Raw genomic sequence first — 17757 nt, 5'->3', positions numbered from 1 at the left:
AATTATCAGGTTAAGGACACAAACAACAAGGAAGGTTTAATAGAGTTTCCGAAGCGATAAGGCATTTAAAACCGGTTTTCCTTTGATTGGAATGAAATCAAGTACAATTCCTTTGCCCTTCGTCACCTGGACACGGATCATCTTCTGTACGGCCTTTGTCCGGCCATATTCTTCAGCAATATTAAAATCTTTGAGAAATTCAGCACCATTTACATGGACACTAAAAATACGCTGTCCGGCGTTCTCCTTAACTTCGGAATTATCCAGATTATAAGCCAAAGCTTCTTTTTGTGGCCCTCCTACCAACTCTGAGAAATATAGATTTAGTTCATAATATCCATCAGGAACATCCATTTTGTAGGCAGTTAAACCGACTTGTTGTGTCTGGTAAATAGGATCCGATGGGGTACCCAATATGTTTTTGTCCGAACCATAAGACATGCGGTTGTTCCCGCTTTGAAATGCTGAACCACCAATATAGCCCCATGATCCTTTACGGTAAGGTTGATCCGGAGTCCATAAAACAGACTGTTCGGCTTCTATAAAATAACGTTCCGCACCCAGCAAAATATGTAACGCATTAAAACTGTGCTTATCCGAGAAAATATAAGGTAAAAGCCTAAAGTCAATATCAGCCTGGTCACTCAGTTCAGCATGTTGCGCAGCAAAAGCGCGTAATTGGTTCTTTCCAGCGCGGAAGGGCACATCCCAAGTACACATACGGTCAACACTTTCTTTAACACCCAGACTCTTTCCATTCAAAAACAGCTCCGCAGACTTCAAATTTGTAGCCACTTGAACTACTTGTGTACAGGATGCTTTTGAGGAATCCGCAATACCAGTCCTTTCTGTCCAGTTTTTTGAGGCAATTTTAAGGAATGGCTGGTTTAGCAAATACGCCTGATACAGGTAATAAGTATCTTTAGGTTGACGCCCTAGGGTTAATAAGCCCTTGTTGTTGATATGTGGCATCGTCTCTTCCCTAGTTTCAGAATTAAAATCTGCCAGGTTCCAAACCATTCCACCGTTGACAAAAGGCCTGCTTAACATCTCATTTAGATAAACCTGACTAAATTTAATTGCATACTCCACACTTTTATCAAATCGTATCGGTTTAAAGGATCGGATTCTCGGATCAGCATCGGCACCAAATTCGGTAATTAGTAAAGGTTTATCCGGCAATTCCCGATGGTGTTTATCCAAAAATTGACCAAAGCCATCCAATGACCCACCATACCAACCCTGATATAGATTCCAGCCAATGACCATCGGGATTTTTGTTAAGCCAACTTTGTGGTAACGGTCGAAATCTCCATGAAATGCCATCATCGTATATCTGGAACTATCTTCATGACGCGTCAGCTCTTCCAGGTTCTCAGCAAGTTCCCGAACGTGTTTAAAATACAATTCTTGACGGCTTTTATCATCTCCAAACTTTGGCCTTAACAATACCTCATTCATATAGGCCCACATGACCACACTGGGGTGATTGAAATTTTGACGGATCATTTCTTGCTGCATAACCCTGCAGTTCTCAGTAAAAGCAGGGCTTTCGGTAATGGCGTTTACAATAGGTATTTCTACCGAAGCCAGAATCCCCAGGCGATCACAGGCTTCCAGAATAACAGGATCCTGGGGGTAGTGTGCCACCCTTAGAAAATTACCCCCCATCTCTTTCAACAGCTCGATATCTCTGATTTGCAATGCATCTGGAACCGCATTCCCTAACCCTTCATAATCCTGATGGCGGCTAGCACCCATGAGCTTCATTGCTGATCCATTTAAGAAAAAGCCCTTTTCCGCATCAAATTTAAACCACCTGAAGCCAATTGGATTCGTCACTTCATCCAGAATTTTTGAGTCTCTGGCATCTAGAATACTGGAAACTGCCCGGTATAAAACAGGTGAATCCGGAGACCATAGTTCTGGTTTAATTATCCTAGGTAAGTCCATCAGAATGGTCTTCTTTTCCCCTCCTTTTAAATTGACTACTATGGTTTTCTTCGCCACCAGCTTCCCCTCCTTGTTAAAAACTACCGTATTCAACAGGACTTTGCGACTTTGGCTATCTGTATTCTCGAGGATACTTTTTACAGCTACCTGAGCACTTTCTGCCGAGACCTGAGGTGTACTGATATAAATCCCATCTGCGCCATAATCTCCGTTATAAAAATGAACAGGATCTGTAGCCAGCAAACCTACCTTTCTATAAATGCCACCAAAAAAAGTGAAATCTGCTGTCAAAGGCGCAATATCTTCCTGATAACGATTGGAAACTTTTACCTTGATCTCGTTTTTAAAGTCGCCGGTAAACTTCAAATATTTGGTTACCGGAATAATGAACCGCGTATATCCACCTGCATGTTTGCCTGCCAACTGTCCATTCACATAGACTTCGGTTTCCTGGTTTACCCCATCAAAACAAAGAAAAAGCAGCTTACCTTTCATTTCCGGACTGGTTTTCAAATCCCTTTGATACCAGCCAGTTCCCCGATAATAACCTGGCTCGTCATCCATAACATCTTTTGCATTCCAGGTATGCGGCAAAGTAACCGTTTCCCAGGTCAGTTCATATTTACTAAAAGTCCATTTGTCATTAAAGCCGGTGTACTGACGCCCAGACTGAACAGGAATACCTTGCGAAAAAGAAGCATCGGCAAAAAAAATCAATAGTAACAAAAGGGATAAGTGCTTAAAACAAGTCATAGTGCTGGGGCAGAAATTGGTTAAAATAAGGGCCAGGCGAAAACGACCTGACCCTCTCGTCATCTATTTATCTAGTGCAGGCACATTGGATTCATATCCGCTATACCCTTTATTTTGGTTAATGTGTCCTTTGGTGTTAAACCGCTGTGCACTGGCAGGCACAGGCCACAACACATGATATGGCGCAATTCTGTAATTTACACCTTGGATCGTTCTTACATTATTTTTATAGAAATCATTCTTTTCCATAATGCGATCATAGAAGAAATTCTGGTCAGAAAAAGCACTCAACGTATAAGTCTTTCCATTATAGGCTGTTTTACCAGTCATGGCAAAGATATAAGCCATCCTGGTAAGTTCCGTTTTTCTTGGCTCTTCCCAGAACAATTCTCTGGCACGTTCGTCCAGGATGGTGCCAATATTAATTTTGCTCACATCCGTAAGTATAGTCGCATTTGCTCTTGCCCTTACCACGTTGATGTCAGCCATTGCCAATCCCAGATCACCCTTCCAGTAATGGGCTTCTGCTCTTAACAAATAGGTTTCGGCCAATCTAAACACATACCAGTCTGTATTTGTACCACGTGGTGGCGACCAATATGGATCATTAGCCAACGCATTTGTAGAATTGATGAACACCTTATAATGAGGCCAGCCAAACCAATGGCGAATGGTATCTAAGGCTCCATTCTGGAAAACGGTAGCAATATTCGCATCTGTATATTGTTGTAAAGGTTTTCCGTATAGATCTTTATCCATTTGAAGTTTTGAAGTTTTCAAAGCCGGATTGTTGTACACAAGATCAGTCATATCCATCCACATTCCTTTCGCATGTCTGTAATCGGTCTGATCTGTCCAGATGTATTTAGTACTATATGGCGTCCCACGGTACCTTCCGATTCCTCGTCCATACATTTTGGTCAATGGAATTTCCGCAGTTACCGCATCCGTGATGGCTTGTATGCCGGACCCGGATGGGGAGCGTAAGTTGGCAAAATGCCAGGCTGGCACGGTATTGCGCATCAGCTGTGATCCATTTGGCGTAAAACCCTGGAATGCTTCTCTGTCAATCACCAAAAACAAGGCTTCTTTATTTGTTGAAATGGCCTTATTGTCCATTCTATGCAAGTCCCAAACCACGTTTTTAGTCGCATCAGAGGCGGTGCTTCCGAATCTGCTGGTCATCATTCCATATTTCCCACTACCGATTACATTGGTTGCAGCAGCGATTGCATCATCAAACTTACCCAGAGCCAGGTTTACTTTTGTCAGCAAATGACTCACCGCACCTTTGGTTACCTCCCCTTTGTTCACATTATCGGTCACCCAAGTTTGTGCAAATTCCAGGTCAGTTTTCATTTGTGCCAGGATCACTTCTCTTTTCGTAGAATAGAAATCAGAGCGTGGTGCATCCAGATCAGTCAATAACAAGGGTACATCACCAAACTGGTGCACCAATCGGTAATAGTAATAAGCGCGAAAGAAATAGGCAGAACCTAAAATGGCATTTCTTTCGGCTTCAGAAGCATATTTTGGCACATCAATACGGGTAATGATCGTATTTGCCTGGCGAATGGCGGTAAAGGAATTGTCCCAATACCAGCCAACTTTATTAAAATCATCACTGTTCAAATTTGCATCTGGTGTGATTCGGGTCACCAAATCCTGAGCAGGCGTACTCTTGTCGGTAGTCCCATCTACTGCGACATCGGAAAATAGCGATTCTGTTAACATTGGCGCTGAGTCGCCAAAATATTCTCTTCTCAGGATCAGGGCTACCCCATTCAGAGCAGCTCGCATGGCATTGGGATTATCCAGGTTTTCTGGGGAATAGCTGGACAGTTGATTCGCATCCAGGTAGTTTTTTTTACATCCGGTGTCTGCTACCAGTAATGCGGCAGTACATAACAGGACTAGTGCTTTATTTATTTTTTTCATGTCGCTAAAATCTTATAAGGAAACATTTAAGCCCAGGGTGTAATATCTGGGTGTTGGACCATTGTTCTCTGGATCCCAGTAATTCCAATTGCGGGTATACACCGCAGCATTATTTACATTCGCATAAATTTTTGCATTCTTAACGCGAAGCTTGCTGATCAGATTTTGAGGAATCGTATAGGCCAGAGCCACTGTGTTTAAGCGGATAAAGGAATTGTCACGAAAGACGTTAAAACTAGTCCCGCTTGTTCCAGAGCTCAGCCTTGCATAGTCATTGATGGGATTTTCTGGCGTCCAGTAAGGAAGCACATAAGAGTTCTGACGTGCAAAGCCAACACTTCCAGGTTGATTTTTTGCGGAGTTATATTCCTTCTTCTGTCCCCAGTTAGACAACAGCTGGAAAGAGAAATCAAAATTCTTAAAAATATTGAACTCATTCCTAAGGGCAAAAATAAAACGTGGGCTTCTAAAGCCTAAAAATTGCTTATCGGCATCACTATAGGCATAATCTCCGTTCACATCTTCCAGCTTGAAATCACCAGGTTTAATTGCTCCTTTTGTATATTTTGCAGCTTCAGCCATTTCGTTCTCCTGCCATATACCCAGGACCTTATAATCCCAGATCACATCGATATCTTTTCCGATAAACCAACCATTTCCAGGGTCATCAGCAGGTAATGCCAGACTTACGATTTTGTTCCTGGAGAACGAAAAATTGAAGGTTGTATTCCATTTGATGAAGCCATCGGTGATGTTCCTGGAAGTTAAGCTAACATCCATCCCTTTGTTGCTAATTTCAGCAACGTTAGAATATACATAACCATAACCCGTTACATTTGGCAAGGTTTGTTTCACCAGGAGATGATTTGTCCGTTTATTATAGTAATCTACGGAACCCGTTACTCTATCTTTCAAAACAGAGAAATCCAAGCCCACATTGAATGATTTTGTTTGCTCCCATTGCAAGTTTGCATTCTGCATTTTGGAGGTAATTGCCAGGGTGTTTACAGTTGAGGCGGTACCACTTCCGTCTACAGTCTGATACTTATCGCTACCCAAAATGGCCAATGCGGCATAAGGATCAACGGTATTGTTATCTGGATTTCTCAGGTCTCTGTTTCCATTGATACCATAGGAAACACGCAGTTTACCAAAGTCTAACCAAGTCAGTGATTTAAGAAATGACTCTTCTGTAAATACCCATGCAAAAGCTGCAGCAGGGAAAGTCGCTCTTTTATAATTCACACCAAACACAGAATAGCCGTCTCTACGAACAGACAAGGTCAGGTTATATCTTTGCATCAGGCTATAATTCAACCTGGCCATTAAAGCATCACCGGTATAGATTTTATCTTCCGCATTGACGGTTGGTTTGATTCCGGTAGAGAGGTTATGGTAGCCTAAAACATCGCTTGGAACAAAGCCTTCATTACCCGCTTGTGTCCACCAGGTTTGATATTTCTCCGCATTTGCCAGGAGGGTCACATCAAAACTATGGATGTCGGCAATGGTCTTACTCCATTTTAGCAAATGGTCAATTTGCCAGTTATACCTGGTTTCATTGGATCTTGTAGCCGAGCCTCCCGGGGTGGTTACATTTGGATTCTTTGAAGAGGCATGGTCAAATGTCCGGTACATGTCTATCCCCGGACTAAAGTTCAACTGGTAAGTAATGCCAAAAGGCAGTTTCACCCTGGTATATAAACTGGCAAACAGCGTATTCTGTCTGTTCATCCGACTGTTATAAGTCATGTTTAGAAAAGGATTTCTGGCATTCAAACCATTGTCATCTGTTGGAATCCTTCTTAAAGTTCCATCTGGATTGTACATATCACCATAAGGAGAAAGATTGATCAATTGACCCCAATCCGCTTCAATAGCACTCTCATCACGATCTGCATATTGGGCATTAATCCCGATGGTCATGAATTTAGCGGCCTGCCCTTCCAGGTTTAGGCGTGCTCTTACGGTGCTGAATTCTCCACCTTTAATCAAATTCTGATTCTTCTGATAGCCTAAAGACATGTAATAGCTAATTTCATCCTTTTTGCCACTCATACTTAAAGTATGGTCCTGGCGCAATCCGGTTCTGAAAATCTCATCATACCAGTCGACCGTTTTACCAGCCATATAATTGGCTTTTTCGTTGGCAACCAAGCCCAATCTACCTAACCATACGCCCACAAGATCTGTAGGCACAGGATCTGTTGGTTTAAGATTTAGCCATTGCTCTATCGTTACGCCAGCTGGAAGATTTCTTGGGTCATTATATAGATATGGAGCTGTTGCTCCTCCGCTTCTCATGACATCTCCTCTCCAATTCAGGAAAGCCTCCCCTGTGTATGGACGCATATTTTGCGCCAGCTGAGCCAATCCTACATTCGTATTAAAAGTTATGGTAGGTTGATCTCCACGACCCTTTTTTGTGGTGATTGCCACCACTCCGGTTGCAGCTTTTGCCCCATAGACTGCCAATGAACTTGCGTCTTTTAAAACGTCTACAGTTTCAATATCATTGGGGTTAATATCGGAAAGCTGGCCGTTATAAATTACACCATCCAATACGATCAATGGCGAGCTTCCTGCGGTTAATGTTGATTTCCCGCGCACAAGTAAATCGCCACCACCTTTAGCACTGGTGCTTAATCCTACGGAAAGGCCGGCAATATTTCCTTTTAGGATATCAGCCACACTTTGTGGATTTTCATTTTCCAGCTGGGTCGCTTTGACACTGGAAATTGCTCCTGTGGCATCTTTTCTCGTCGCGGTTCCGTATCCGATAACCACCACTTCTGATAAGCCTTGTGCTTCTTCCTGCAAGGTCACATCTACCTGACTGCGGTTGTTTACTGGAACTTCAACCGTAGTATAACCAATCGCTGAGAATAGCAGCGTGGCTTTTCCAGGAACACTAATGGCGTATTGCCCGTTCCCATCTGTAGAGGCGCCGGTTTTAGAATTTTTTAGTCTTACGGATACCCCCGGCATTGGTGATCCTTGTTTGTCCTTCACTACTCCTTTCACTGTATGGTCCTGTGCATAGGCCAATACAAAGCTGGTTAGAAAGAACACCATTAAAAGTGTAAATCTTTTTTTCATTTTTTGCTTGGTTAGGTTTATAAATGGTTCGATAAAACTAGGCTAACAAAAGCAAAACAGCAAGAATAAATTAACGTAACTATCTACAAAACAACATGTTACACAGCAACATGATACGCTTAAAACTCAAGACTTAAAAGAGATTTTCATTGATTATCACGCAATTAGCGACGATCCTGAAATGGAGGCCGATACGCTAAAAAAACATTAAAAAAAACAGGATAAAAAATCAGCCAGATAGGCAATTAGCCCCATTTCTCTTCTAAAAACAGGGGAATGCTGATATGGAGAAAGCTGAAAAAAGACTAAACCGTTGGTTTTTCGGCAAATGATGGAGCCTCAAAAATCAATTTACTCCAGCCAGATTGACCTGCATTTTTCAGCTCTTTATTTTTCTCCTCCAACAGCTTTTGCATCTTACTGTTGTAAGCCCAACAGGTACTTTGTCTAATCAGGAGCAATTGAGATAATTTGTGAGAAGAAATTTTCCCTTTGGTAGAGTAAACAAGGAAAAGCATGTAGAATGCTTTATTGATTGGAATCCTGCTATTTTGAAAGATCGTATGGGCAATTACAGATTCATCATAACCACATTTAGTACACCTGCGGCTAAAAGGCAGGAAACCGGAAAGATGTTGGGTATTGAAGCATTTTTTACAACTATAGCCATTGGTCCATTTGAGTTCAGCAAGGTATTTAAAGCAGGTATCTCTGTCAGGATAGATTTTACTGAATTCTTCAAAATCCACATCGAGTGACATCACTCTTGCGCGACTCACTTTCTTGATATTTTCATGCAGTTCCAGATTGTCCTTTTCGAGCATGGCATTCATCAGGGAGATTTCTGCATGCTGCTTTTCAATTGTTGCGGCCTTCTGGCTGACCTCCTTCGTCCGCTCATCAACGAGTGAGCTCAGCTCCTTATTCAAGGTTTCCTTCAACCTTTCATTGATCTGTAGCTGCTCAATCATCAACTTTTGAGCCCGATCCTGCTCCTGTCTTAAGCCCCTGATGCTGTCCCCGATTGCAAAAGAAACCAGGATCATTTCTATCACAAAGCAAAAACTTAAGCTGTAATGCGTAATCGGACCATATGGTAACCAGGAGACATTGAGTAAAACCAAACCTTTAATGATAAAACCAAGTAAGAGAAAAGAGTAACCAATCACAAAGAATCTAGCTGGTCTAAAACCCTTTTTCCAAATGTAAATACCGGAGCATAATGCCATCATTAAAGGCACTACTTCCACCAATTTGTAGGTGAACAGATGATGGTCATAAAGACAGGCAATAAAATACAAGCTCCTAATGAAGATCATTCCAATCATCGCTTTATAAAGTAATGGCGCTTTATGTTTCAGGTATAAAAAATTCAAGGTAAACAGCAATCCAAACACGCTGCTTAAATACAAAGCCATTCCGTAGCCATATTGATTTAAAGCCGGATGATCTGGCCATAAGTACTGAAATGCAATGCCATCCACACAGGTTTCATACAATCCAATACTCAGATTGTACAATACATAGTATAAATATTGTTTTTGCCGAATGGCGATAAACATGAGTAAATTGTAAAAACTGAAAACGACGATCATTCCATAAAAAAGCCCGAAAAACATGTACTCTTCCGTCGCATAATGGACAAACCAGCGCATATTTCTAAGCACAACGATGACGCTCGCTGATTGCGAAGATTTTATTCTGATGTAATAAGTCTCTTCCCCTTCTTTGGAGTTATCGAGATTCAGGAGGAAATTCTTATGCGCATATTCCCGCTGATCGAACTTGTATTTTGCACCAAACTTAAATTGTTGGTATTTATGAGGACCAATGGGTGCATACACCTGAACGTCTTCAATCGTTTGATCGAAAAATTCAAGTACCCAATTCTCCCTGGATTGTGGCGTATACTTGATCTTGATCTTAAACCAGTAAGTCGAATTCAGGCTAAATATTTTTGGGGTATAAATCTTGCTTTTACTGAATTTACTTGCTAGTTCAGGCCTCAGAATATCTTGGATTGTCAGGGTTCCCGAAGTATCTGCCAGGGACTCGATCTCTCCATAATTAAAGATATGATGAGGTACCTTGTCGTCAATTTTTACCGGAAGCTGAGCCTGGGTAGGAAGGTTTAAAATACTGAGGATAGCAAGGGTAAAAAGAAAAACAACGCCAGAAATTTTCATCATTTAGTATTCAACATGAAGCGATTAATTCATTGCTGAGGAGCTAGAATTTTGCAGATTATATTTAGTTGCCGTAATGATAGTAAATTCTACTAGAAAACATTAGCCTTTTACTCCCTTTTTTTCCAACAGACGTTTTAGCAGATCGTTATAAAACATGGTCACGAGTAAAGCCACAAGGCAGCCAGCTACAACGCAACCGACCCGTTCTACGGCAATGTACCAGTGTTTTTCCAGCTGCTCCTGGATCGTAACGATCACAAGTGCTGCCAATGCACTTCGCAAAGTTTGCGTCACACGGAAAGCGATCCCGATCACAATCGTCAAAGTCACTCCGATGCATAGGATCAGTACATAGGAAATATGCACAGGATACAGACAAAGACCTACTGCACAACCCAGTAAATTTGCTTTCATCCGATCATAAGCAAGCGTATTGCTGTTATCCGGTGAAAGTGCCACCACAACAGAAACCAAGGACCAATAAAAGGGATATTGGGGGATATACTTATACAAAAGATAACAAATAATTACCCCGGTTAAGCACTTCATTAAATAAATGAAATAGGTGGAATAAGCGGACCTGTTGAGTTCTATTCTTTCCATAAGCAGCTAGCGCTAATTTAAACAAAAAAGCATTGCGCCTATCATCAAAAATTGATCGTATCGGGCTCATCCTATGGCTAAAAAAAAGGAGGGGCTGGATCATAAATGATGACCAGCCCCTCCTTAAATTTTAGGATGCAACAGATTATTTCACCTCGATTTTTATTACCGTAGATTTCAAGCCCTTTGCACTTGCTTCAAAATAAATAACACCTTGTTTTTCATCCGACTTCACAATGGCAGTTAGCTGTCCGCTAAAAGCTTTCATTTTAGGCGCTTGAAAAGATTCCAGACTTGCGCTGTTTCCGTTGGCTACGGCATGGAATTTACCTGCCCCCTTAGCTTTAAAACTAATCTCTCTGGTATCTTCCGAACATAGATTGCCATCTTTATCCACCACATTTACCAGTACAAAAGAAAGGTCTTTGCCATTTGCAGCCAACTGCATACGGTCTGCTTTCAATTCTAAATGATGCGGCTTACCTGCAGTACGGATTTCTTTTTCTTCTGCCATATTTCCTTTCGCATCATAAGCAATCACCTTTACTGTTCCGGGCTCATATTTCGTGTCCATCCACATTAAGCGGTATCTTTTCTGACGATCAAAATCGTTCAACGACTTTTTATCACCAGTATTGTACACCGTAAACGTGGTATCTTTTGTTTTTCTCCCCTGACTTTTACCGTTGATAAACAGTTCCGCAGTTGGGTAATTTGTGTAGACAAAAACCGGAGTGGTTTGACCTACCCTATCTTTGAAGTTCCAGCTTGGAAGAATATGAAGCGTATTCGCTGCCGTATTCCAATGACTTCTATACAGGTAATAACGGTCTTTAGGAATTCCCGCAAGGTCTACAATCCCGAATAAGGAACTATGACTTGGCCAATTTGTATAATAAGGTGTTGGCTCACCAAGATAATCGAAACCTGTCCACACAAATTCCCCTATCGCATAAGGTAAATCATCATGTTGAATAAAGTTATCTTCTGGCAGGTCAGACCAGCCACAGTGCTCTACATCATAGGAAGAAACCTGTAAATCTTCATAGATAGGCATTGAACGTCTAACTACCGGGAACTTATAAATTCCTCTGGAGCTGATGGTCGAAGCCGTTTCCGTTCCGAGAATCAATTGTTGAGGTAGTTTTTTATAAGCTTCAGGATAAGCAAATGGGCGGTAATTAAATCCGGCCACCTGCATTGTTGCCGCAAAATTATTATTGATCACCGATCCCGGCTGGTCCATTCCCTGGGTTACAAAACGGCTAGGATCTTCCCGGAAACAGATGTCCTGGAGAAACTTTGCTATTTTAGCAGCACCAACCATTCCTTGCTCAGGAACTTCATTTCCGATACACCACATCACCACACTCGGGTTATTTCGGTAATGATGAATCAGATTCACCAGGTCCTTTTCTGCCCATTGGTCGAAATACTTGTTATAGCCGTTCTTTTGCTTTGGCTCCTTCCATTCATCAAACGTTTCAGCCATCAACATCATTCCCATTTCATCACAAGCCTTTACAAATTCGGGTGCCGGCATATTATGAGAAGTTCGGATGGCATTTACGCCCATATCTTTCATGATACGAATTTGCCTTCTGATTGCGGCATCATTTACAGCAGCACCTAATGGGCCAAGGTCATGGTGTAAACATACCCCTTTAAACTGCGTTCTTTTCCCATTTAGGAAAAAACCTTTATTGGGAATAATTTCTATGGACCGGATGCCAAAAGTGGTCTTATATTCATCGCGAAGCTCATTTCCTTCGTACAATTTAGAAACGGCAGTATACAAAGCAGGATTTTCTGTATCCCATAATACCGGGTTTAGCACCACCAATTCCTGGCTAAAAACATCCTGATCATATTTGCTCAATGGCGTTTTAACAACTGAAACGACTTTACCTTTAGGATCCATAATTTCGGTGGACAACAGGAAGTTTTCCACTGCATGCTGATCTGCGCCTACCAGTTTTGTCTTGATATTTACTTTGGCAAACTCCTTGTTAATTACCGGTGTACTGAGCTGTGTTCCCCAAACAGGAATGTGTGCCGCTTCCGTTACGACCACATGAACATTCCTATATAATCCTGCACCAGGATACCACCTTGAGGATTCAGGGAAATTCTCCAAACGTACTGCCAAAGTATTCTCTTTTCCAGCTTCCAAAAACTCCGTGATGTCAAAATGAAAAGTATTGTAACCATAAGGCCAGAAACCTACCTTTTTACCGTTGAGGTAAACCGTGGCATTGCTCATTGCACCATCAAAGATGATGGTCGCCTTTTTACCCTTATTAAATTTGGGTACCATAAACTTATTGCGATACCAGCCTACGCCAACAAATGGCAATCCTCCAGTCCGACCAGCGTGCTCGGAAGCTTGTTTTTGACCATCCTGTGCGATGGCCACATGTTGTTTGTCATTATTGGCACTAAAAGGCCCATAAATTGCCCAATCATGGGGAACTGTAACCTGCTGCCATTTACTGTCATTGTAATTAACGGAGGTAAAACCCTCCTGATCTTCCCTGGTAAATCTCCAATTCTCTTCCAGTAACAATTCGGACCTGCTTTGCGCTATTGTGGTCCCATACATCATGCTTAATGACAGTAGAATAACAGCAAAATAATTCTTTTTCATAGTAATTTTAACGTTCTAACCGATTCACTTATCCAGTATTATGTATAATATAATACTGATGGCTAAATATATGTTAAAACCAGATCATTCGGAACGTTTATGGAGATAAAGAAGCTTTGCTGCTTAAATTCCTGGAAAACTGTCGCGGCGATTATGGAGATTTCAGATATTGTTCGTCGGTCACCACTGCAATACAATTGACCAGGGAATCATTTTGCTTTTCCTGAACGGTGACATGGCTCATCGACGTGGTTGCTGTGGCCCCATGCCAATGCTTTTCGCCAGGTAAGAAATAAAGTACATCCCCCGGAAGTAGGTCTTCAATGGGGCCACCCTCCCGTTGCATCCAGCCTGCACCTGCCATGACTACTAGAGTTTGCCCTAATGGGTGGGAATGCCAGGAAGTACGTGCTCCGGCTTCGAAGGTGACCATCGCCATTGAAAGATGGGCTGGGGCCTGTGAATTAATTAATGGATCGATCTTTACTGATCCGGTAAAATGTGATCGTTTACTTTCCATGAGTGTTTTCATTTATTCAAAGTTACCGGTTGAGCCCCCTTTTTACATCAATACCACATCTGAATCAGTAATAATGGTAGGTAATACTGTAATTGATATAAAGATAGCGGGCTCAAATCAGCGCTTAAGGCTATTGCTTGAATATTTTCTTTAATGCGGCCTCCAATTGCTCCCCTCTCAGGTCTTTCCCGATAATTACGCCATTCGGATCTAAGAGGTAATTGCTAGGCACATATTTAATGTCATATCTTTCTACAGCTATATTATCAAAATCACTCAGCTGTGGCCATGCAGTTACTTTGTCCATTTTAATGGCCTCCAGCCAGCTCGTCTTCGCCGATTTATCATCTCTGGTGACGGCAAGAATCTGAAAACCAAGCGGTTTGTATTTCTTAAAAGCTTTAATGAGTACAGGGCTTTCCTTACGGCATGGAACACACCAGCTCGCCCAAAAATCTACCAACACATACTTACCTTTAAAATCACTGAGCTTAACCAATTTCCCAACAGTATCAGCCAGAGCGATATCTTCCAGGGTTTTCCCTATAACAAGCCGCTGCCCCAATGCCAGTTTGCTCATCAATTTGTTTGCAGAAGGTAGTTTCTTGACCTCTCCATTGAACTGACTCAGAATGGCCTGTATTTCTTCAGGGTTCTTTGTCATCCGGTCTCCTCCAAAAGGCCGTTCTGCATAAGTGTACAGGGCTAACAAACCCACTGGAGAATCCAGGTGAGCTAATGCATATTTCTTATAAATGTCTCTGTCAATGATCAGTGATATGGAATCTCTAAGCACATCCATTCTCTTTTCCACTTCGGCTACTTTTTTCCCTTCATAACTTAGACCATTCAAAAGACTGTCTAATTTAAGTTTATAGCCCTGCTCTTCTTTTTTCAAAGCCAACACCTGATCGCCCATAACAGAGGATGCGGATTTTAGTATTTCCAGCTTTAAATCCTCATTAATTTTCATTTGGTAAATGCCGGGACCAGCCCAGAAGGAAATGATACTCATTTTTTTTCCGGGCCAATGTAGTTGGAGATTTACGCGTCCTGGTTCAGAGAATGCTTTCTCATAGCGGAATTTTCTTTCGCTGATCAAATAGGTTTCATCGGTACTCCCGTAACCTGCAAGATCGTCTTTTGTAATTACAGCTTTCAACGGCTGGACTTTTAGCTGACTCAAGTCAGCAGTTAATATAAACTTCGATGCAGTTTCAACCTGTCCAAATACAGTCATCGTTGTGCTGATTAACAGCACAAACAGGGTAGTTTTAAGTCTCATTTCGGTTTTATAAAGCGTCAACTTTTTTCTTTAATGCCTGGCCTTTTTTACTGTTCTTTAGCTTCGGAGAAAGCAAATCATACATTTCCTTTGGGGAACCCCAAATACCCTCGAAATATTCCTTTTTTTTAGGATTATAAAGACTAGTTACATTGCCAACCGCCTCAAAAGAAACTGGCGAATCTGGGTGATTTCTGATAAAATCAAGCGTTGATCTGTCGGCTGCCTTATTCGCATTTTCCAATTCCCTTAATTCTTTCGTCAATTTCCCGCCCGACACGATTTTACCATTTTTCAATTCATCACGTTCCAGCACTTCAAATTTGACATCTTCCAGAATCATCCTTCTCATAAATTTTTCCCTTCCAGTAACCCAGATGAACTGATTAAATTTAGAGTTTACCTCTTCTTGTGAGATATCCCCTCTCTCATCAAGCAATAGACTAGCATATTGCATATCCTTTCCGACAAGGTCAAAGCTTCCCTTTATTTCAAATTTCCCATCTACCACAGGGACGACCAGAAAAATCTTATCACTGGAAACAGGAACTTGTTGAGACTTGGTGGTCAGGTACGCAAACTTTGCACCTTTGGGATTTTCAACAGTCCCCTGAACCGTAAATTTAATGGTTTGAGCCATTGATGAAAATGGGAATAATAAAAACAACAAAACAACTCTTTTCATAAAGTGATACATTTGATTACAGCCTGATTAATTATTTAAATGTAGAAATAATAATTGATATAACTAAGTCTTTAGTAGGTTTTTTTAATCCGCACAAATCCTAAAACAAAACGAGGGCGACAAATCACTTTGTCGCCCTCGTTTTAATATGAATAGATACATTTACCTGGTACAATCTGCTGTCCAGGTTGCTCCTTCTTTGCTCACTAACATTTTAAGGGTACTTGCATCAATCTTGATCCCGGTTAACCCATTTCCGATACTGACATAACTGTTGTCTCCTGATTTTTCAAATTTCACACCAGTGATATCAGGAATATTATTACCGAAAAAGAAACTGTAGGTATCCCCTACTTTACTCACTGTAACTTTCCCATCAGAACTAGTGATGGTATTACCATCTTTGGTGTAAGAAACCGAGCCTTTATAGGTACCTACAAACAAGTCTGTAGAAGCTGGATCTTTGTCTTTCTTACAGGCGATCATAATCGTCGTAGCGATTAAAAGTAAACTGAAAATTCTAATTGCTTTTTTCATAATATGATGTGTTTTATTGTAACACATCAGTTACAAAGCCCATGCCAATATGGATTTTCATCGGCTAAAAAGAGGTCAATACTTTAAATAAAAAGCTGTTTTTATAGATCAGGAAATGGGTTTTTAAGTCTTTTCCAGGATGGAAAGAATATTCCCTGCAGGATCTTTAAACCAAGCAATTACAGGTCCTCCCCCTCTAAAAATTCCTTTTTCGTCTGTTTTAAAATCCGGCTCATTATAATGTTCAAATTGAACTCCTTTTTTTTCCAGCTCATCCACAACATCGGCCACATTTTGAACAGGAAAATTCAAGATAGTAAAGGTTGCGGGCTGATGATTGGACTTTGGATAGATCACAATTGGGCTGGATCCGGCAACCTGGAGTTCCAGAATCCCCATGGGATCATCTTTCAATTCCAATCCCATTACACCTCCATAAAACGCTTTTGCTTTTTCCAGATCATCCACTGAAAACGAGCTAAATGATTTTGAATTTCTAAACATGGCTTTTCTTTTATAATAAAGACAAACCACTACAGATAAAGTTTTTAATGCTCAAAACGACAAGCTTAATCAACCAGCCAAACGGCATCTACGAAATACTTTTGTGCATCAAAAAAACGATGTTTACCATGAAATCCAGTGGCTACTGCAATAGCCTCAATCTCCTGAAGGGAGTATTTCTGTGAAATCTCCATATAAATCGCCTCAAATGGTGCAAAATGGATCGTTTCTCCAGCAATATGAACAGCTTGAGCCTTTAAGCTAATCAGGTAGCTTTTACAAGCGCCTGACTCTGGGTCATAACAGGCGTAATGCTCAAAATTTTGCAGCTCAAAATCGCCATCCAGCTCCCTATTGATCCTACTGAGTAAATTAAGGTTGAATGCCGCAGTAATTCCTTTAGCATCATTATAAGCAGCCAATATTTGCTTTGGCTCTTTTTTTAGATCAAAACCGATGATCAATAAATCACCTTTTGACAGGGAATTGTTCAGCTTGCGACAAAATTCTTTAGCTTCTTCCACATCCATATTCCCAATATTTCCGCCCATAAAAAGCACTACCTTTCTACGGTTGGAAAGGGCAATGCCTTTATCCAGCATCTCAAAATAATCTCCATTCAACCCCTTAATTGATAATCCAGGCAATTGTCGCGGCAAAAAATCTTCCAGATGAGCAACCATTTGTGCCGAAATATCTATTGGAAAATAGCTAAACTCCAAGTCACGGTTACAAAGTTCTGTCAACAAATGAATCGATTTCGTGGCATCACCTGCACCAAGTTCTATCAGGTCAAAAGAGCTACTTTCTCTGGCAATCAGATTGGCAATATCTCCACTTTGCTTAACAAATATCTCCATCTCTGCATTGGTCAGGTAATATTCATCCATTTTCATAATCTGCTGAAAAAGAAGATCACCCGCTTGGTCATAAAAATATTTTGCCTGCATAAACTTTGGCTCAGCCTGTAATCCAGCGAGAATATCTTTCCTGAATTGGGCCAATACAGTCACGCGCTCTTCTGTTTTAATTGTATCCATATCG

12 protein-coding genes are annotated in these 17757 nt (G+C 41.2%); all 12 read right to left on the bottom strand.

From position 1 onward, the window contains the following. Positions 1-36 precede the first annotated feature (36 nt). On the bottom strand, positions 37-2679 hold the full coding sequence (locus GM920_RS01745) for a glycoside hydrolase family 2 TIM barrel-domain containing protein (protein WP_182952891.1): 2643 nt from the start codon (positions 2677-2679) through the stop codon (positions 37-39). Positions 2680-2769: 90 nt separating this feature from the next. Then, positions 2770-4644, bottom strand: a complete 1875-nt coding sequence (locus GM920_RS01740) for a RagB/SusD family nutrient uptake outer membrane protein (protein WP_182952890.1) — start codon at positions 4642-4644, stop codon at positions 2770-2772. A 12-nt stretch (positions 4645-4656) separates the two neighbouring features. Next, complete coding sequence (locus GM920_RS01735) at positions 4657-7743, bottom strand: SusC/RagA family TonB-linked outer membrane protein (protein ID WP_182952889.1); 3087 nt, start codon at positions 7741-7743, stop codon at positions 4657-4659. A gap of 305 nt (positions 7744-8048) precedes the next feature. Then, complete coding sequence (locus GM920_RS01730; protein WP_182952888.1) at positions 8049-9932, bottom strand: 7TM diverse intracellular signaling domain-containing protein; 1884 nt, start codon at positions 9930-9932, stop codon at positions 8049-8051. Between the two features lie 99 nt (positions 9933-10031). Continuing rightward, a complete protein-coding gene (locus GM920_RS01725; protein ID WP_182952887.1) occupies positions 10032-10535 on the bottom strand; it encodes an FUSC family protein in 504 nt (167 codons plus the stop codon). A gap of 145 nt (positions 10536-10680) precedes the next feature. Further along, on the bottom strand, positions 10681-13182 hold the full coding sequence (locus GM920_RS01720; protein WP_182952886.1) for a glycoside hydrolase family 2 TIM barrel-domain containing protein: 2502 nt from the start codon (positions 13180-13182) through the stop codon (positions 10681-10683). Positions 13183-13333: 151 nt separating this feature from the next. Then, the gene (locus GM920_RS01715; protein ID WP_235964399.1) at positions 13334-13702 is read right to left on the bottom strand and encodes a (R)-mandelonitrile lyase; all 369 of its coding nucleotides are present in this window, start codon (positions 13700-13702) and stop codon (positions 13334-13336) included. A 130-nt stretch (positions 13703-13832) separates the two neighbouring features. Next, on the bottom strand, positions 13833-14987 hold the full coding sequence (locus GM920_RS01710; protein WP_182952884.1) for a TlpA family protein disulfide reductase: 1155 nt from the start codon (positions 14985-14987) through the stop codon (positions 13833-13835). Between the two features lie 7 nt (positions 14988-14994). After that, entirely contained in the window at positions 14995-15672 is a 678-nt protein-coding gene (locus GM920_RS01705; RefSeq protein WP_182952883.1) for a hypothetical protein, read from the bottom strand. A 162-nt stretch (positions 15673-15834) separates the two neighbouring features. After that, a complete protein-coding gene (locus GM920_RS01700; RefSeq protein WP_182952882.1) occupies positions 15835-16209 on the bottom strand; it encodes a hypothetical protein in 375 nt (124 codons plus the stop codon). A gap of 123 nt (positions 16210-16332) precedes the next feature. Further along, positions 16333-16713, bottom strand: a complete 381-nt coding sequence (locus GM920_RS01695) for a VOC family protein (protein WP_182952881.1) — start codon at positions 16711-16713, stop codon at positions 16333-16335. Positions 16714-16778: 65 nt separating this feature from the next. Next, a complete protein-coding gene (gene egtD / locus GM920_RS01690) occupies positions 16779-17753 on the bottom strand; it encodes an L-histidine N(alpha)-methyltransferase (RefSeq protein WP_182952880.1) in 975 nt (324 codons plus the stop codon). Between the last annotated feature and the right edge of the window lie 4 nt (positions 17754-17757).

The organism is Pedobacter gandavensis (assembly GCF_014172405.1).
In the GTDB taxonomy this organism is placed as follows: domain Bacteria; phylum Bacteroidota; class Bacteroidia; order Sphingobacteriales; family Sphingobacteriaceae; genus Pedobacter; species Pedobacter gandavensis.
This window is presented reverse-complemented; position numbering and strand designations above follow the sequence as displayed.

Excerpts from the sequence above, each read along its gene's own strand:
- GM920_RS01715 (WP_235964399.1), bottom strand. The coding sequence starts at position 13,702 with ATGGAAAGTAAACGATCACATTTTACCGGATCAGTAAAGATCGATCCA.
- GM920_RS01720 (WP_182952886.1), bottom strand. The coding sequence starts at position 13,182 with ATGAAAAAGAATTATTTTGCTGTTATTCTACTGTCATTAAGCATGATG.
- egtD (WP_182952880.1), bottom strand. The coding sequence starts at position 17,753 with ATGGATACAATTAAAACAGAAGAGCGCGTGACTGTATTGGCCCAATTC.
- GM920_RS01700 (WP_182952882.1), bottom strand. The coding sequence starts at position 16,209 with ATGAAAAAAGCAATTAGAATTTTCAGTTTACTTTTAATCGCTACGACG.
- GM920_RS01710 (WP_182952884.1), bottom strand. The coding sequence starts at position 14,987 with ATGAGACTTAAAACTACCCTGTTTGTGCTGTTAATCAGCACAACGATG.
- GM920_RS01695 (WP_182952881.1), bottom strand. The coding sequence starts at position 16,713 with ATGTTTAGAAATTCAAAATCATTTAGCTCGTTTTCAGTGGATGATCTG.
- GM920_RS01740 (WP_182952890.1), bottom strand. The coding sequence starts at position 4,644 with ATGAAAAAAATAAATAAAGCACTAGTCCTGTTATGTACTGCCGCATTA.
- GM920_RS01705 (WP_182952883.1), bottom strand. The coding sequence starts at position 15,672 with ATGAAAAGAGTTGTTTTGTTGTTTTTATTATTCCCATTTTCATCAATG.
- GM920_RS01725 (WP_182952887.1), bottom strand. The coding sequence starts at position 10,535 with ATGGAAAGAATAGAACTCAACAGGTCCGCTTATTCCACCTATTTCATT.
- GM920_RS01730 (WP_182952888.1), bottom strand. The coding sequence starts at position 9,932 with ATGATGAAAATTTCTGGCGTTGTTTTTCTTTTTACCCTTGCTATCCTC.
- GM920_RS01735 (WP_182952889.1), bottom strand. The coding sequence starts at position 7,743 with ATGAAAAAAAGATTTACACTTTTAATGGTGTTCTTTCTAACCAGCTTT.